The organism is Herbaspirillum sp. GW821-FHT09A12, from assembly GCF_059418325.1.
On sequence record NZ_JBWKPR010000008.1, the window covers coordinates 45849 to 61939 of the forward strand.

At 64.0% G+C, this 16091-nt stretch carries 12 protein-coding genes; 9 read left to right on the forward strand and 3 right to left on the reverse strand.

Annotation, left to right across the window (positions count from 1 at the left end):
• The first annotated feature begins 158 nt into the window (after nt 1-158).
• The 3 genes from nuoN to AC07N6_RS16790 all read left to right on the forward strand — a co-directional run bounded on the left by nuoN (nt 159) and on the right by AC07N6_RS16790 (nt 2701).
• Entirely contained in the window at nt 159-1667 is a 1509-nt protein-coding gene (nuoN, locus tag AC07N6_RS16780) for an NADH-quinone oxidoreductase subunit NuoN (protein WP_494782681.1), read from the forward strand.
• Nucleotides 1668-1679: 12 nt separating this feature from the next.
• Nucleotides 1680-1994: a DUF2818 family protein gene (locus AC07N6_RS16785; RefSeq protein WP_494782680.1), complete on the forward strand. Its 315-nt coding sequence runs from the start codon at nt 1680-1682 to the stop codon at nt 1992-1994.
• Between the two features lie 128 nt (nt 1995-2122).
• Entirely contained in the window at nt 2123-2701 is a 579-nt protein-coding gene (locus AC07N6_RS16790; RefSeq protein WP_494782679.1) for an NUDIX domain-containing protein, read from the forward strand.
• An 85-nt stretch (nt 2702-2786) separates the two neighbouring features.
• On the opposite strand, the gene AC07N6_RS16795 is transcribed toward AC07N6_RS16790, so the two are convergent.
• Nucleotides 2787-4463 (reverse strand): electron transfer flavoprotein-ubiquinone oxidoreductase, encoded by a 1677-nt coding sequence (locus AC07N6_RS16795; RefSeq protein WP_494782678.1) that lies wholly within the window; start codon nt 4461-4463, stop codon nt 2787-2789.
• Between the two features lie 391 nt (nt 4464-4854).
• Between AC07N6_RS16795 and AC07N6_RS16800 the strand changes: the two genes are divergently transcribed.
• The 6 genes from AC07N6_RS16800 to AC07N6_RS16825 all read left to right on the forward strand — a co-directional run bounded on the left by AC07N6_RS16800 (nt 4855) and on the right by AC07N6_RS16825 (nt 11561).
• Nucleotides 4855-5298: an acyl-CoA thioesterase gene (locus AC07N6_RS16800; protein ID WP_494782677.1), complete on the forward strand. Its 444-nt coding sequence runs from the start codon at nt 4855-4857 to the stop codon at nt 5296-5298.
• A 140-nt stretch (nt 5299-5438) separates the two neighbouring features.
• Entirely contained in the window at nt 5439-6590 is a 1152-nt protein-coding gene (locus AC07N6_RS16805) for an ABC transporter substrate-binding protein (protein WP_494782676.1), read from the forward strand.
• A 215-nt stretch (nt 6591-6805) separates the two neighbouring features.
• The gene (locus AC07N6_RS16810) at nt 6806-7696 is read left to right on the forward strand and encodes a branched-chain amino acid ABC transporter permease (protein ID WP_494782675.1); all 891 of its coding nucleotides are present in this window, start codon (nt 6806-6808) and stop codon (nt 7694-7696) included.
• Between the two features lie 4 nt (nt 7697-7700).
• Nucleotides 7701-9677: a branched-chain amino acid ABC transporter ATP-binding protein/permease gene (locus AC07N6_RS16815; RefSeq protein WP_494782674.1), complete on the forward strand. Its 1977-nt coding sequence runs from the start codon at nt 7701-7703 to the stop codon at nt 9675-9677.
• 2 nt (nt 9678-9679) lie between these two features.
• Nucleotides 9680-10408, forward strand: coding sequence for an ABC transporter ATP-binding protein (locus AC07N6_RS16820; RefSeq protein ID WP_494782673.1), 729 nt, complete (start codon nt 9680-9682; stop codon nt 10406-10408).
• Between the two features lie 226 nt (nt 10409-10634).
• Nucleotides 10635-11561 (forward strand): alpha/beta fold hydrolase, encoded by a 927-nt coding sequence (locus AC07N6_RS16825; RefSeq protein ID WP_494782672.1) that lies wholly within the window; start codon nt 10635-10637, stop codon nt 11559-11561.
• A 22-nt stretch (nt 11562-11583) separates the two neighbouring features.
• Here the strand turns inward: AC07N6_RS16825 and AC07N6_RS16830 are convergent, their stop codons facing one another.
• Together AC07N6_RS16830 and AC07N6_RS16835 are read right to left on the reverse strand one after the other, a co-directional pair.
• Nucleotides 11584-12444, reverse strand: a complete 861-nt coding sequence (locus AC07N6_RS16830) for an alpha/beta hydrolase (RefSeq protein ID WP_494782671.1) — start codon at nt 12442-12444, stop codon at nt 11584-11586.
• Between the two features lie 90 nt (nt 12445-12534).
• Nucleotides 12535-15897, reverse strand: a complete 3363-nt coding sequence (locus AC07N6_RS16835; RefSeq protein WP_494782670.1) for an autotransporter outer membrane beta-barrel domain-containing protein — start codon at nt 15895-15897, stop codon at nt 12535-12537.
• Nucleotides 15898-16091: the final 194 nt, after the last annotated feature.

Here is a 16091-nt window from a genome sequence, read left to right on the forward strand (position 1 = left end):
GCCGGCGCAGCATGCCGGCCAAGCGAAGCGATAGTCCGGCTGCGTTTCACGGTGAGCAGGAGCCTCGAAGGAAGCCAAAGGCGACCGGCGAGGGCAGCACCGTAGCTAGCGGGCCGATACGCCGACGAAACGAGCGGACGAACACAAGCGGTAACTAAATGAACAACATTAATCTGATCCCTGTCTATCCGGAAATATTTCTGCTGATCGCCACTTCGGTGATCCTGCTGATCGATATGTTCTTGCCGGAAGCCAAGCGCGTCATCACCTATCTGCTGTCGCTGGCGGCGCTGTTGGTTTGCGCGGTGCTGACCACCGGCGACCTTAACGGCGGTGCGACGGTCTACACCTTCAACAACATGTTCGTCTCCGACCCGCTGTCGAACCTGCTCAAGCTGTTCACCTACCTGGGCGTCGGCGTTACCCTGGTCTACTCGCGCCAATACAATAGCGCGCGCGGCATCACCGGCGGCCACCTGGGCGGCGAATACTACGCGCTGGCGCTGTTCGCCCTGCTGGGCCAGATGATCATGATTTCCGGCAACAGCTTCCTGTCCATCTACCTGGGCCTGGAACTGATGTCGCTGTCGCTGTACGCGCTGGTCGCCCTGCGCCGCGACAACGCCGCTTCGACCGAAGCCGCCATGAAGTATTTCATCCTGGGCGCGCTGGCGTCGGGCTTCCTGCTGTATGGCATGTCGATGCTGTACGGCGCCAGCGGCGGCTCGCTGGAACTCAATGAGGTGTTCCGCGCCATCGTCTCGGGCACCGTCGACCGCACCGTGCTGGTGTTCGGCATCGTGTTCCTGGTGGCCGGCCTGGCCTTCAAGCTGGGCACCGTGCCGTTCCACATGTGGGTGCCGGACGTCTACCAAGGCTCGCCGACCCCGGTGACGCTGCTGCTGGGCGCCGCGCCCAAGCTGGCCACGTTCGCGATCACTTTCCGCCTGCTGGTCGAAGGCATGCTGCCGCTGGCGGTGGACTGGCAGCAGATGCTGATGGTCATGGCCGTGCTGTCGATCATCCTGGGTAACGTCACCGCCATCGCGCAAAGCAACATCAAGCGCATGCTGGCCTATTCGACCATCTCGCACATGGGCTTCATGCTGTTGGGCATGATGTCGGGCGTGGTGGACGGCAACCTGTTCTCGGCCGTCAACGCCTACAGCTCCTCGATGTTCTACGCGGTCACCTATGTGATCACCACGCTGGGCACCTTCGGCGTCATCATCCTGCTCTCGCGCGCCGGCTTCGAAGCCGACAAGATCGACGACTTCAAGGGCCTGAACCAGCGCAGCCCGTGGTTCGCCGCGGTCATGATGATCCTGATGTTCTCGCTGGCGGGCATTCCGCCGCTGGTCGGCTTCTATGCCAAGCTGTCGGTGCTGCAGGCCGTGCTGGGCACCGGCCAGATCTGGCTGGCCGTGCTGGCCGTGCTGTTCTCGCTGGTTGGCGCGTTCTACTACATCCGCGTGGTCAAGGTCATGTACTTCGACGATCCGGTCGACAACGCCAAGATCGTCGCCACGCCCGACATGCGCCTGGTGCTGAGCCTCAACGGCATCGCCGCACTGGCCATCGGCCTGTGGCCGGGCCACCTGATGGATGCCTGCACCAATGCCATCGTCACCACGCTGGCGACCTTCCTCAGCAAGGTCGTCGCGTAAGGGACGGGGGGCGTGAACGTTTCCCTCTTCAGCTGGCTGGTGATCCTGTTGGCCGCTTTCGCGGCCAATTTGCCTTTCTTCAACCAGCAGCTGTTCGCGCTGGTGCCGCTGCGCAAGGACGACGGCTGGGTCAAGCCGATCTGGGTGCGCCTGCTCGAACTGCTGGCGCTTTACTTTGCCGTGGGCATCGTCGCCCACTTCCTGGAAGCCGGCATCGGCAACGTCTTTTCCCAGGGCTGGGAATTTTATGCGATCACCGGCTGTCTGTTCCTGGTGCTTGCCTATCCCGGCTACGTGCTGCGCTACCTGCGCAAGAGGCACGGCTGACTTCGAGCACGGCTGACTTCGAGTACGGCTCACTTCGGCAGCGCACCCCGACACCCGGTTCTCCCGGCCGCCACGGGCCGGAAAGAGCCGCGCCGTTTCCCACTCACCTTCGATCTCGCGAGCCCAACATGGATGCACACCTGAGAGAAACGAAAAAAGACAGCCAACAGGTCTATGACGGCCACTTCCTGAAGGTGCAGTGCGATACGGTGACTTTGCCCGACGGCAAGGAAGCCGTGCGCGAATACATCAAGCACCCCGGCGCGGTGACCATCCTGCCGCTGTTCGACGACGGCAGCGTGCTGATGGAAAGGCAGTTCCGCTATCCCTTGAATCGCGTCTTCATCGAATTCCCGGCCGGGAAGATCGATCCGGGCGAAGACGAGCTGGCCTGCGCCAAGCGCGAGTTGCTGGAAGAAACCGGCTACACCGCCACCGACTGGCAGCACATCTGCACCATCCATAACGCCATCGCCTATGCCGACGAGCGGCTCGAACTGTATGTCGCGCGCGGCTTGCAGGAAGGGGAGCGCAAACTGGATGAGGGCGAGTTCCTCGATATCTACAAGGCGCCCTTGTCCGAGCTGCTGGAACAGGTGCGCAGCGGCCGGATCACCGACGTCAAGACCGTGATCGGCACCTTCTGGCTGGAAAAGATCGTCAACGGCCAATGGACGCCAGCGGCATCTTCGTCTCCTGCCGCATGATGGAACGCTGAGGCATCATCGTTCGTGAGCGCCCATGAAAAAGCCGCATCGGAGATGCGGCTTTTGTCCGTGTGGAAGCGAGCGCTTACATCCCCGAATAATTCGGCCCGCCGCCGCCCTCCGGCGTCACCCACACGATGTTCTGGGTCGGATCCTTGATATCGCAGGTCTTGCAGTGCACGCAGTTCTGCGCATTGATCTGCAGGCGCTCGCTGTTGTCTTCATTCTTGACGAACTCATACACCCCGGCCGGGCAATAGCGCGACTCGGGGCCGGCGTACTGCGCCAGGTTGATCTGCACCGGCACGTTCGGATCCTTCAAGGTCAAATGCGCCGGCTGGTCTTCGCCGTGGTTGGTGTTGGAGATGAACACCGACGACAGGCGGTCGAAGCTCAGCTTGCCGTCCGGCTTCGGATAGGCGATCGGCGCGTAGTTGGCCGCCGGTTTCAGGCATTCATGGTCGGCATGCGTGTGGCGCAGGGTCCACGGCGCCTTGCCGCCGAACAGCACCTGGTCGATGCCCACCAGCAGCGTTCCGGTCACCAGCCCCTTGCTCATCGACGGCTTGAAGTTGCGCGCACGATGCAACTCGTCCTTCAGCCACGATTGCTCGAAGGTGGCCGGGTAGGCCGCCAACTCGTCGCCCTGGCGCTGTTCGCCGAGGGCGTTGAATGCGGCCTCCGCGGCCAGCATGCCGCTCTTGATCGCGGCGTGGCTGCCCTTGATGCGCGAGGCGTTGAGGAAACCGGCCTCGCAGCCGATCAGCGCGCCGCCCGGGAACACCAGCTTGGGCAGCGACTGGATGCCGCCGGCCGTGATGGCGCGCGCGCCATACGAGATGCGCTTGCCGCCCTCGAAGAACTTGCGAATCTCGGGATGGGTTTTATAGCGCTGGAATTCCTCGAACGGCGACAGGTACGGGTTCTGGTACGCCAGGCCCACCACATAGCCCACCGCCACCTGGTTGTTTTCCAGGTGATACAGGAAGGAGCCGCCATAGGTATCGTTCTCCAGCGGCCAGCCGGCGGTGTGCACCACCAGGCCCGGCTGGTGCAGCTCGGGCTTGATCTCCCACAGCTCCTTGATGCCGATGGCATAGGTTTGCGGATCGCGGCCGGCATCGAGCTGGTACTTGGCAATCAACTGCTTGCCCAGATGGCCGCGCGCGCCCTCGGCGAAGAAGGTGTACTTCGCATGCAGTTCCATGCCCAGCTGGAATTCGGCGGTCGGTTCGCCTTCCTTGTTGATGCCCAGGTTGCCGGTGGCCACGCCCTTGACCGAGCCGTCCTCGTGGTAGAGCACTTCGGCCGCCGGGAAGCCGGCGAACACTTCCACCCCCAGGGCTTCGGCCTGCTGGCCCAGCCAGCGGGTGACGTTGGACAGCGAGATGACGTAGTTGCCGTGGTTCTGGAAACAGGCTGGCAGCAGCCAAGACGGTGTCTTATAGGCTTTGCTGGCGGAGAGAAAAAGGAAACGGTCTTCGGTGACCGGGGTAGTGAGCGGCGCGCCTTGCTCTTTCCAGTCGGGGATCAGTTCGCTCAATGCGCGCGGGTCCATCACCGCGCCGGACAGGATATGGGCGCCGACTTCACTGCCTTTTTCCAGCACGCACACCGACACCTCGCGGCTGTGCTGCGCGGCCAGCTGTTTCAGGCGGATCGCCGCCGACAGCCCGGCCGGGCCGCCGCCGACGATCACCACGTCGTATTCCATCGCTTCGCGTGGGCCGTATTGTTCAAGCAAGTCTTGAGATGAAGTCATGAGTGTCCCGTCATTATATGAACCGCATATTTTCGAACGATCGTGCTATTGTTCAGTATTTTTCGCCGGAACGCTAGTAGACAATCGGGTTTTTATGCGTTCCGCGAATGAAATTTCTAGCCTCGGCAGCGGTTTCGGAAGCCGCGCCGGATGTGTTTTTCGGCAATGCCGCGTATTTTATTGGATTTTGCATCCGCCGCTCATACAGATATGGCGTGAGTTGATAACAGAATGTTATGCAATGCCGCCCGCGCGCGAAACGGCGGCGTTGTGAGTGATCCGCAAGATGGTTTTTCGGGGATGCTCCAGGGAAACATTGCGCCGCATCCGGCGCTGCCAGGATGAAAAGAATTTCACTGATTGATGAATCGAACGACAGAAAGGACCATGCATGAGCAGCCACGCAAACGCCGCCACCGCCAGACCGGACGCCGGGAAACTGCTGTACACCTCGAAACAGGACATCCGCTGGGGCGACATGGATGCCCTTGGCCACGTCAACAACACCGTCTACTTCCGCTTCATGGAGCAGTGCCGCATCGAGTGGCTGGATACGGTCGGCGGCGCCATGGCGGTCGCCGGCCAGGGCCCGGTGATCGTCAATGCGCACTGCAACTTCCGGCGCCAGATGAAGTATCCGGCCAGCATCGCGGTGCAGATGCATGCGGGGCAGATGGGGCGCACGAGTGTGGAAACTACGTATGTCATCCGCGACGCCGGCAAGCCCGAGATCATTTATGCTGATGGCGCTGCAAAAATAGTTTGGGTCGATTTCGGAAAAGAAAAATCAACCGCGCTTCCCGACGCGCTGCGACAGCTCCTGACAGGGTTGTAAGCTTCGAGAAAGGAAACTGCGACAGAATCGGCCCGACACTCCCGAGCGAGCCGCCAGAAGAGCGGGGGAGTGGTGGGTTCCAAAAGCGCTTAGCCCGCCAAAAGATGTGCTAGCCGACAATTAAATTCCTGGAGGAAGACATGACATACAAGACCCAAGCCTTGGTAGCTGCCGCATTGATGACGTTCGCGATGTCGTCGCAGGCAGCCGACCCCATCAAGATCGGCGTATCCGGTCCGTACACCGGCGGTTCCGCCCCCATGGGCGCTTCCATGCGCGACGGCGTCAAGCTGGCCGTGGCCGAAATCAACGCCCAGGGCGGCCTGCTGGGACGCCAGGTGCAACTGATCGAGCGCGACGATGAAGCCAAGAACGAACGCGGCGTGCAGATCGCGCAGGAACTGATCAACAAGGAAAAGGTGGTCGCCACCGTCGGCTTCATCAACACCGGCGTGGCGCTGGCATCGCAGCGCTTCTACCAGGAAGCCAAGATCCCGGTCATCAACAACGTCGCCACCGGCAGCGTGATCACCAAGCAGTTCGAGAAGGACAAGGACAACTACGTCTTCCGCACCTCGGCCTCCGACCAGATCCAGGCCAAGATGATCGCCGATGAAGCGATCGACAAGCAGAAGTACACCAAGGTCGCGATCCTGGCCGACTCCACCAACTACGGCCAGCTCGGCCGCGAAGACCTGGAAAAGGCGCTGACGTCCAAGAAGATCACCCCGGTCGCCATCGAGAAGTACAACATCAAGGACGTCGACATGACCGCCCAGTTGCTGAAGTCGAAGCAGGGCGGCGCGCAAGTCGTGCTGACCTACGGCATCGGCCCGGAACTGGCGCAGATCGCCAACGGCATGGAAAAGCTGAACTGGCACGTGCCTATCATCGGCAGCTGGCCGCTGTCGATGGGCAACTTCATCGACAACTCCGGCAAGAACGGCAACGGCGCACGCATGCCGCAGACCTTCATCCAGGACGGCAATACCCCCAAGCGCAAGGCGTTCATCGAGGCTTACCAAAAGGCCTACAAGGTTGACCGCATGCCGTCGGCCGTGTCGGCCGCCCAGGGCTACGACTCCATCCTGCTGCTGGCCGCCGCCATCAAGCAAGCCAACAGCACCGACGGCGAGAAGGTCCGCGCCGCGCTGGAAAACCTCAACACCAAGGTTGAAGGCGTGGTCACCACCTATGACAAGCCATTCACCCATGACGACCACGAAGCCATCAAGCCGGCTACCGTCGTGATGGGCGAGGTCAAGAACGGCCGCGTCGTCCTCGGCAAATAAGACGCGACTGACGTTTTGCCTGCAGCGTTTTAAGTTTGAGGGCCAGTCCTTGCGATCCGGGGACTGGCCTTTTTCACACGATCTGTTGATGGATTTGCAATGGCGCGGCGGCGCATGCGCCATTTCAGCCGTATCGGCCGCATCATCGGCGCTACCCGCATAGTCCACACAGGTCAACGCCGCCATCCGGCGGCAGCCGCTTCTTGGGAAACACAATGGATATCCTGCTACAGCTGGTTTTTTCCGGCATCGCACTAGGCATGATCTACGCGGTGATCGCATTCGGTTACCAACTGACCTTCGCCACCTCCGGCACGCTTAACTTCGGCCAGGGCGAAGCCCTGATGCTGGGCGCGCTGGTCGGCCTCTCCGTGGTCGGCAACATCCACGGCGGGCCTTATCTCAACTACTGGCTGATGATCCCCATCGTCCTCATCTTCGGCGGCCTGCAAGGCATGTTCGTCGAATGGATAGGGGTGCGCCCGGCCATCAAGATCAAGTCCGAATTCGGCTGGATCATGTCCACCATCGCGCTGGCCATCATCTTCAAGAACGTCGCCGAAAACATCTGGGGCAAGGACGACCTGCCGTTCCCGTCGCCGATCTCCGGCACGCCGTTCCAGGTGCTCGGCGCCAATGTGCAGCCGATGCAAGTGCTGGTGGTGGTCGGCGCGCTGCTGATCATGGCCGCGGTCGAACTGTTCAACCGCAAGTCCATCTACGGCAAGGCCGTGGTCGCCACCTCCAACGACCGCGATGCGGCAGGCCTCATGGGCATCAACACCCGCATGGTGATCACCTTTTCGTATGCACTGTCGTCGGCCACGGCGGCGTTCGCCGGCGTGCTGGTGGCGCCGCTCACGCTCACCGGCGCCACCATGGGCGCGGCACTGGGCTTGAAGGCCTTTGCCGTCGCCATCATCGGCGGCCTGACCTCGGGCATGGGCGCCATCGTCGGCGGCCTGATCCTGGGCATCGCCGAGACCGTCACCGGTTTCTACATCTCCACCGGCTACAAGGAAGTGCCGGGGCTGCTGTTGCTGCTCCTGGTGCTGGCCGTCAAACCTGCAGGCCTGTTCGGCAAAACTGCGATCAAGAAGGTCTGAAGCGATGAACAAGAAAATCCTGCTGCTCTCGATACTCGGTATCGTCGCCCTGGCCGGCATTCCCCTGGTGGTGCACAACCCGTATTACCTGCACCTGATCGAAACCATCCTCATCTACGCCATCCTGCTGTTCGGGCTGGATATCGTGGTCGGCTACACCGGCCAGGTCTCGCTGGGCCACGCCGGCCTGTTCGGCATCGGCTCGTACACCGCCGGCGTGCTGTTCTTCAAGCTCGGCCTGCCGATCGTGCTGACGATCCCGGCCGCCATCGCGGTCACCGCCGTGTTCGGCGCCATCCTCGCGCTGCCCGCGCTGCGCGTGACGGGGCCGTACCTGGCGATGGTCACGCTGGCTTTCGGCACCATCATCCAGATCCTGATCAATGAGATGACCTTCCTCACCGAAGGCCCGCTCGGCATCAAGGTCGCCAAGCCCTTCATCGGCGGCGAGAAGATGAGCGAAGTGCAATTCTTCTACCTGGTCGCCATCCTCACCGTAGTGGCCATGGGCGTGGTGCACCGCATCCTCAAGTCCAACCTCGGGCGTGCTTTCCAGGCGCTGCGCGACAGCCCGATCGCCTCGGACTGCATGGGCGTGTCGGTATACCGCTACAAGGTCTACGCCTTCATCATCAGCGCCGCGCTGGCCGGCCTGTCGGGAGCGCTGTACGCGTATTCGGAAGAGTACATCTCGCCCAATACCTACAACTTCGAACTGACCATCCTGTTCCTGCTGGCGGTGATCATGGGCGGGCGCAAGTCGCGCATCGGTTCGCTGATCGGCGCGCTGATCGTGGTCATGCTGCCCAGCCTGCTGTCGGACATCGAGTTGTTCCGCCAGATCGCCACGGTACTGGCCGTGGTAGTGGTGGCGGGCTCGGCCGTGTCGGTCGCGAAGAAGGCCAAGTCGCTGCGCGCGGTGGCCGTGCCGGTGGTCGCCACCGTCATCATGGCCGCCTTCTCCTACAAGCTGGAGAACATCACCGACTGGCGCCTGACCATCTTCGGCCTGATGACGCTGTTCGTCGTCTACTACCTGCAGGATGGCATCGTCGGCTTTTGCCGCAGCCTGTTCGGCCGCATGCTGATCAAGCCGGTGCCGCTGGCGCAGCAGATCAGCGGCGACAAGGAGCATGCCGTCATCACCACCGACTCGGTCAAGGATGAGGGCGCCACGCTGTTGAAGGTCAGCCAGATCCTGATGCAGTTCGGCGGCCTGAAAGCCCTGAACCTGGTCGACCTGGACGTGAAGAAAGGCACCGTGCACGGCCTGATCGGCCCCAACGGTTCCGGCAAGAGCACCATGATGAACGTGCTCACCGGCATCTACCGTCCCACCGACGGCAGCGCCGAATACGACGGCCGCCAGATCTCCGGCAGCACGCCCTCGGCCATCGCCCTGGGCGGCGTGGCGCGCACCTTCCAGAACGTGCAGCTGTTCGGTGAAATGACCGCCACCGAAAACGTGCTGGTGGGCCTGCATCACACCTTCAACAGCAATGTGGTCGACGTCATGGTCAATACCCCGCGCTATGCGCGCGAGGAACGCCGGGCGCGCGAGCGCGCCGCCGCCATCCTCGAGTTCGTCGGCCTGGCCGACCTCGCCAACGAGGAGGCGCGCAACCTGCCTTACGGCAAGCAGCGCCTGCTGGAGATCGGCCGCGCGCTGGGCCTGAACCCCAGCCTGTTGCTGCTGGACGAGCCGGCCGCCGGCCTGACCGCGCCCGACATCAAGGACCTGATCGCCATCATCCGCAAGATCCGCGAAGCCGGCATCACCATCATCCTGATCGAACACCATATGGATGTGGTCATGTCGATCTGCGACACCGTCACCGTGCTCGACTTCGGCCAGAAGATCGCCGAAGGCAAGCCGGCGCAAGTGCAGGCGGATCCGAAGGTGATCGAAGCCTATCTCGGCGGCGGCGCGGGCGATGCGTCCGACGGCCCCGACCACAAACCGACACCCGCAGGAGCCTGAACATGCTGACCATTTCCAACCTGCACGCCGCCTACGGCAAGGTCGAAGTGCTGCACGGCATTTCGCTCGACGTCCCCAAGGGCAAGGTGGTGACCCTGATCGGTTCCAACGGCGCCGGCAAGACCACCACCATGCGCGCCATCTCCGGCATGATCAAACCGAAGGACGGCGAAGTCACGCTCGGCGGCAAGAACATCACCGGCCTGGACTCGCACAGGATCGCCCGCTTCGGCCTGGCGCACTCGCCCGAAGGCCGGCGCGTGTTCGCCACCATGAGCGTGACCGACAACCTGCTGTTGGGCGCCTTCCCGCGCTTCACCCGCTCGCGTCCCAAGGGCGACATCGCCCACGACCTGGAGCGTGCGCTGGAGCTGTTCCCGCGCCTTAAGGAACGCCAGACGCAATTGGCCGGCACGCTCTCCGGCGGCGAACAGCAGATGCTGGCCATGGCGCGCGCCGTGATGCTGAACCCCGAAGTGATTTTGCTCGATGAACCGTCGATGGGCCTGGCGCCGATCCTGGTGGAAGAAGTCTTTCGTATCATCTCGCGCCTGAAGGAAGAGGGCGTGACGATGTTGCTGGTTGAGCAATTCGCCGCTGCCGCACTGAATGTTGCGGATTACGGCTATGTGTTGGAGAATGGCAAGATCTCCGTACACGGACCCGCCGACAAGCTGCAAAACGACCCGGCGGTGCAAGCCGCCTACCTGGGCGGCGGCGCGCATCACTGATAGCTCAATGCCATTGCGCATCGGCAGATGCGCTTTTCAGGATACACCGGCTCGCACGTCGCTTAAGCGGATAGCGTGTCGGGTATATTAAGGGGGAGACATACCTCTTGAATGCTGATTAAGGCGCACCTTCGGGTGCGCCTTTTCTTTGGTCGCCCGTCTTGATCCCGCCTTGATCCCGACTCCCGGCCCAATGGCCAGATGGCCAGATGGCGTTGTCGTTGCAATGACAGCGACGAAGTGCGTTCAAGGGCACAATCCGGATTCACATCATGCGCAGGAGCCGCAAATGGCAATTCAAGACAGGGCGGAGGCAAACCGGTGGGGTGCAACCATCCCGTCGAGGCATGATCGGCATGCCGATATCGGCGGCCACCGGATCGCGGTCTCGACCTGGGGCTATCCGGCCGGCGATGGCGGCATCCCCATCGTTTTTTTCCACGACTCTCTTGGCGCAATCGACCTGTGGCGCGATTTCCCGGCGCAGTTGGCCGCCCATGCGGGGCATGCCGCCATGGCTTACGACCGGCTTGGATTCGGCCGCTCCGATCCGAATCCGGGCACACTCGGCCACGGCTTCATTCGCGACGAAGCAGGTGCGGCGCTGCTGCCGTTGATGGCGCATCTGGGCGCGGAGAAAGCCATCCTCTTCGGCCACAGCGTCGGCGGCGGCATGGCCATCTGCGCCGCCGCGCAATTCCCCGACCGCATCGCCGCGGTGATCACCGAATCGGCCCAGGCCTTCGTCGAAGAGCGCACGCTGGAAGGCATACGCGCGGCCAAGAAGAATTTTGTTGATCCGGCGCAGTTGGCGCGGCTGGCGAAGTACCACGGCAACGACCTGGAGAAGGCGCGGTGGGTGCTCGATGCCTGGACCGAAACCTGGCTGTCGCCGCAGTTCGCCGGTTGGTCGCTGGAGGAGGATTTGCGCAAGTTGCAATGCCCGGTGCTGGCCATGCATGGCGACCTGGACGAGTTCGGTTCCGAGCGGCATCCGAAGATGATCGCAGGCCTGCCGTCGGCGTTCGCGGGGCAGGGCGAGTATGCGATGTTCGAGGGATGCGGGCATGTGCCGCATCGCGAGCAGCCGGAGCGGGTGCTGGCGACGGTCGCGGATTTCCTGCGGCGGCGCTTGTCGTCGACAACAGGCTGAGTCCGGCGCCGGGTGTGCGCCGCTAGGGCGCTGCCTCCGCCCCACGACACGGCAACTGCTCTGCCAGCAAGCCCGGCCAGGCCGCGGCCCAGGCTCCTTCATGGGCCAGGCCATCGACGATGCGCAAGCGTGCGCAAGGGCCGGCCAGGGCGACAAAATGGCGGGCGATCGCGGTGGGGACGATGGCGTCGTCGGCGCCGCTGAAGTGCAACTGCGGGATTGCCGCGGTCTGCGCCGCCACGTCGATGGGGTTGAGCGAGCCGGGCATCGGCGATACGTCGTGCCAACGGTTGACGGCCTCGTGATCCAGGTTGCCGGCCACGGTGCGCAGGGAGGCGATGTCGCCATGCTGCCGTCGCCGTGCCGCCAGCAGCACGGCGACGGCGCCGCCGCCGGAGTAGCCCACCAGGTTGACGCGCGGCGCCGGCAGCTGTTGCAGATAGTGGGAGAGGGCCGCATCCATCGAGGCGATCACCTCGGGCGCGAAGCGCTTGTCGGTCCAATAGGCGACCGCGCAGGACGGGTTGCGGGCCATGGCGGTGAACTGGCACGGGCGCGCCAGGTAGAGCACGTTGGCGGCACGGTCGGCGGCCGCCAGCTGCAGCCCCAGTGCTTCGCGCGGCGTAGGGTCGGGAGACGGCTCTGTGCGCGTCAACCAGGCACGGCCGTCGCCTTCGATGTAGACCGTCAGCGGCAACGCCGGTTGGGTGATGCGCACGTAAGCGGTCAGTACGAAGTCGCCGCCCTTGATCTCTTCTTTGCGCAACCCGGCGGGTTGCGCCAGCGCGTCGGCATGTTCGCGCGGGTTGCCGGCGCATGCCGCCAGCAGCGACAGCGCAGCGGACAGGCACAGCAGCGCGCGCAGTTTGATCCATCCATCCATCGCGCAATTGTCTCCTGGAAGGGAAACGGCCCGCAAGTATTTGCGGGCCGTCGGTTCAGGGCGCCGGGCAAGGCCCGTGGACGGGCGGGATCAGAATGTCCAGCCGGCGCGCGCCGTCACCTGGTGGACCAGCGAGCGATCGCGCACTTCGGCGTCGTAACCCAACGTCGCGAAGCTGCCTTGCGCGCCATTCCAGCGGTAGCTGGCGCCGATCTGCAGGGCGTCGCGATTGGCCGACGCGCCGGGGGTGACGAAGCTGGGGCCGCCGGCGACGAAGCTGGCGGTGACATCCGGGCTGTTGGCCAATTCGTGCAGGTAGCGTGCCCGCAACTGCAAGCGGCCGCCGTTCTCGCCGACGCGGTTCACCTCCACGCCCAGCGTCGGCTGGACCGAGTTGGCATTGCTCGAGGCGACGTTTTGCGCGACGGCTGCATTGCCGCTTTCGGTATAGCCCTGGTTGCCGAGGTGCGAGGCGCGCAGGCCGGCCAGCCAGCGGCCGGACCAGGCCTGGTCGATGGCGAAGGGCAAGCCGGCCTCGATGCGCGCGCCGATCTGCCAGCCGTTGTAGCTGCCGTGCACGGTCTGGCCGAGGAAGTTGACGGCGCGTGTGCTGCGGTAGTGGTTGCCGCCCAGCATGAGCGAGGTGTCGAGCGTCCAGCCGCCCATGTCGCGTCCCATGTAGCCGCCGATGTTGATGGCGTCGACATCGACGTCGTTGCCGCTGGCGTTATCGCTGCCGCGGGTACCGGCGCGCGTGTAGCCGAGCGTCATGCCTGCCACTTCGCGTGCCGACAGGTCGGTTTCCAGCCCGGCGGCGATGCCGTAGGCATTGATCCTGTAGCCGTCGGCGCCGGCGCGCGCATCCTGCTTGCCCCAGGCGCCAAGGCCCTGGATCCAGACGCGGCCGCGCGCCGATTTTTCACCGGTCGCGATACCGCTGCGGCCATTGGCGGCGAGCGCGTCGCCGCCGCGCGCCGCGTCGATGCGCTCGCCGACCGCGGAGAACACGCTGCCCATGGCCACCTGCGCCGCCTGCTGGCTGGCGTGGTTGGTTTCTGGCTGCAGTTGCCGGATGGCGGCGCGATAGGCCGCCGTGGTCGGTTGCGCGTCCAGTGCGGTGAGCAATGCCACCGTCTGCGCGTTGTCGGCGCCGGCGCCGATGCCGGCGCCCAGCGCGTCAAGCGCCTGGCCGATACCGCCGCCACCGCCGCCGATGCTGCCGGCGCTGGCGGTGCGCTGCGCGGTGAGGATCAGGTCGTTCCCCGACTGCTGCAGCGAATAGTCCAGCGTCGCGGTATCGGCCACCTGGAGTTGCGCGACGTCGGCCTTGAGCCCGCCGCTGGCCGACAGGATGGTCCAGCGCGTGCTGGACGGCACATAGGTCTTCACCACCGGTTGCACCGTCGCGCCGTTGGCCAGCGTAGCGCTGCCGGCGGCGGCGATCTTGTCGGCCTGCGCACCGGCGATGCCGACCTGGAGCGTGCCGGCCGCGCCGAGCGAGAAGTCGCCGCCGACGGCGACGGTGCGTGTGGTCGCGCCCGACGCCGTCCTGAAGGTGCCGTTGACGGCGAGGTCGCCGCTGGTGCCGAAGGCGCCGTTGACCTGCAGAACCGCGCCCTGGTTCACGCTCATGTTGCTGACGGTGCCGAGGTCGTAATTGAAGGTCGTGACGCCGTCGCGGACGACGAAGTTCTCGAAGCCGGAGAGCACGCCCGCCGCGAAGGTCTGCGTGCCGCCGGTGGTCAGCGTGTCGGTGCCGTTGCCGCCGGCGATGGTGCCGATGACGGTGCCGCCCAGCAGCATCAGCGAATCGTCGCCGTCGCCCATGTCGATGGCCATGCCGTTCTTGCCTTCGATCCTGCCATAGTTGATCAGCGTGTCGTTGCCGCCGCCCATTTGCACTGCCGCGCCGGGGGCGCTGCTGCCGCCCTGGCCGGCCAGCGTGGCTTGCGCGCCGCCGGTGATGACGCCGGTGGCGTTGTTGATCAGGGTGTCGTCATAGTTGCCGACCAGCGCCACGGCCACGCCCTTGTTGCCGATGATGGCGCCGCTGTTGACGATGTAGGCGGTGGCGCCATTGACGGTTGCGGTGCCGCGGCCGGTGGTGTTGCCGCTGTTGTAGGTGATCAGCGGATTGCCGGCATCCTTGGACCAGTCGTTGCCGTCATCGATGAGGATGCCGTGGTCTTCGCCATAGATCAGCGCGCCTGCGTGGTTGATGAAGGTGCCGCCGCCGGCGGCGATGCCGTCGGCGCCGTTGGGCTGGCCGGTCGAGTCGAGGCCGCCGGCGCCGGTGCCCTTGATGGTGCCCCAGTTCTCGACATAGGCGATGCCGTCGATGTCGACGCCGTCGCCGTCGCCATTGTTGACCGTCGAGCCGTTGCCAAGCACGTCGTAGACGTTGCCGGCGCCGGCATAGTTGCCGGTGATGGTGCCGTAGTTGAAGACCACGCCGTGGCTGTCGAAGCCGATGCCGGAGCCGTTGTTGCCGGTGATGACGCCGGTGGCCTGGTTGATGACCACATTGTTGCCGATGGTGACGTTGCTGCGCGTGGTGCCGTCGGCGTAGGTCGCATCGAAGCTCACGCCGGCGGCGCCGATGTGCGCCACCAGTTGCACCGCGTTGGCCAGGTTGGCATCCGGCGTGGCGCTGACCGGATCGCCGCCGTCGATGCCGTGGCGCGCGCCGGTGATGTTGCCGTAATTGACGATGACGGCGTTCTTGATCGCGTCGTCGATGGAGATGCCATCGGCCGCCTTGGGCGGCGATCCCGTGGCGCAGGCGCTCAGGTAGTCGGGGCAGGACGTGTTGACCGGGCTGGAGGTGTAGATCTGACCGTAGTTGGTCACCATCGTATTGGAGCCCAGCTTGATCGCCGTCGCGCTGGAGGAGGTGATGGTGGCGCTGCTGTTGGTCGCCGATCCATTGACGATGGTGTTGCCGGTGGTCGAGAAATCGCTGTTGACGTTGATCGCGTAGTTCTTGCCGTTGTCCGCGTTGGTCGGGGTGGGACCGGTCTGCGAGATGGTGCCCAGGTTGACGATGGTGAAGGCGTCGCTGCCCTTGCCGACCACGATCGTCGGCGTCTTGGCGGCGTTGGACGAGCTGGTGATGAGGCCGCCGGCCTCGTTGGTCAGGACCAGGTTGATCTTCTTGTTGTTGATGTTGATCGCCGACAGGCCGCTGCTCTGGCTGATCGTGCCCGCGTTGCTGATCGTGACGGTGGTGAGGTTGTCGTTGTCCTGGGAGGACTTGATGGTGGCGGCGCTGCCGGAGCTCAGCGTGCCGCCGGCATTGATGGTGATGTTGTCGGCCACATTCTTGGTCAGCGTCTTGGCCGTGCTGTCGATGGCGCCGGTGGGAACCGTGTAGTCGGCGGCATGGGCTGCCGGATAGATGGCCTGCAGGGCGATCGCGACGGGAAGAAGTCGGAGATGTAAGGGGAGCCGCATGGTGTCAGGTTTTTGTAAGAAATTATTAAAACCTCGAATTCTGCGGAGAACATGTGACCGCTTCATTACACGCGTGTGATGATGGCGAACATGAGACAAGGCCGCTGTCAGCTCCTGGGGTTGGCGGCGCATGAAAAGAAATAGCGGGAATAGAGGCGGCGCCTGAAATGAAAAAGCGGGCCCATGGCCCGCTT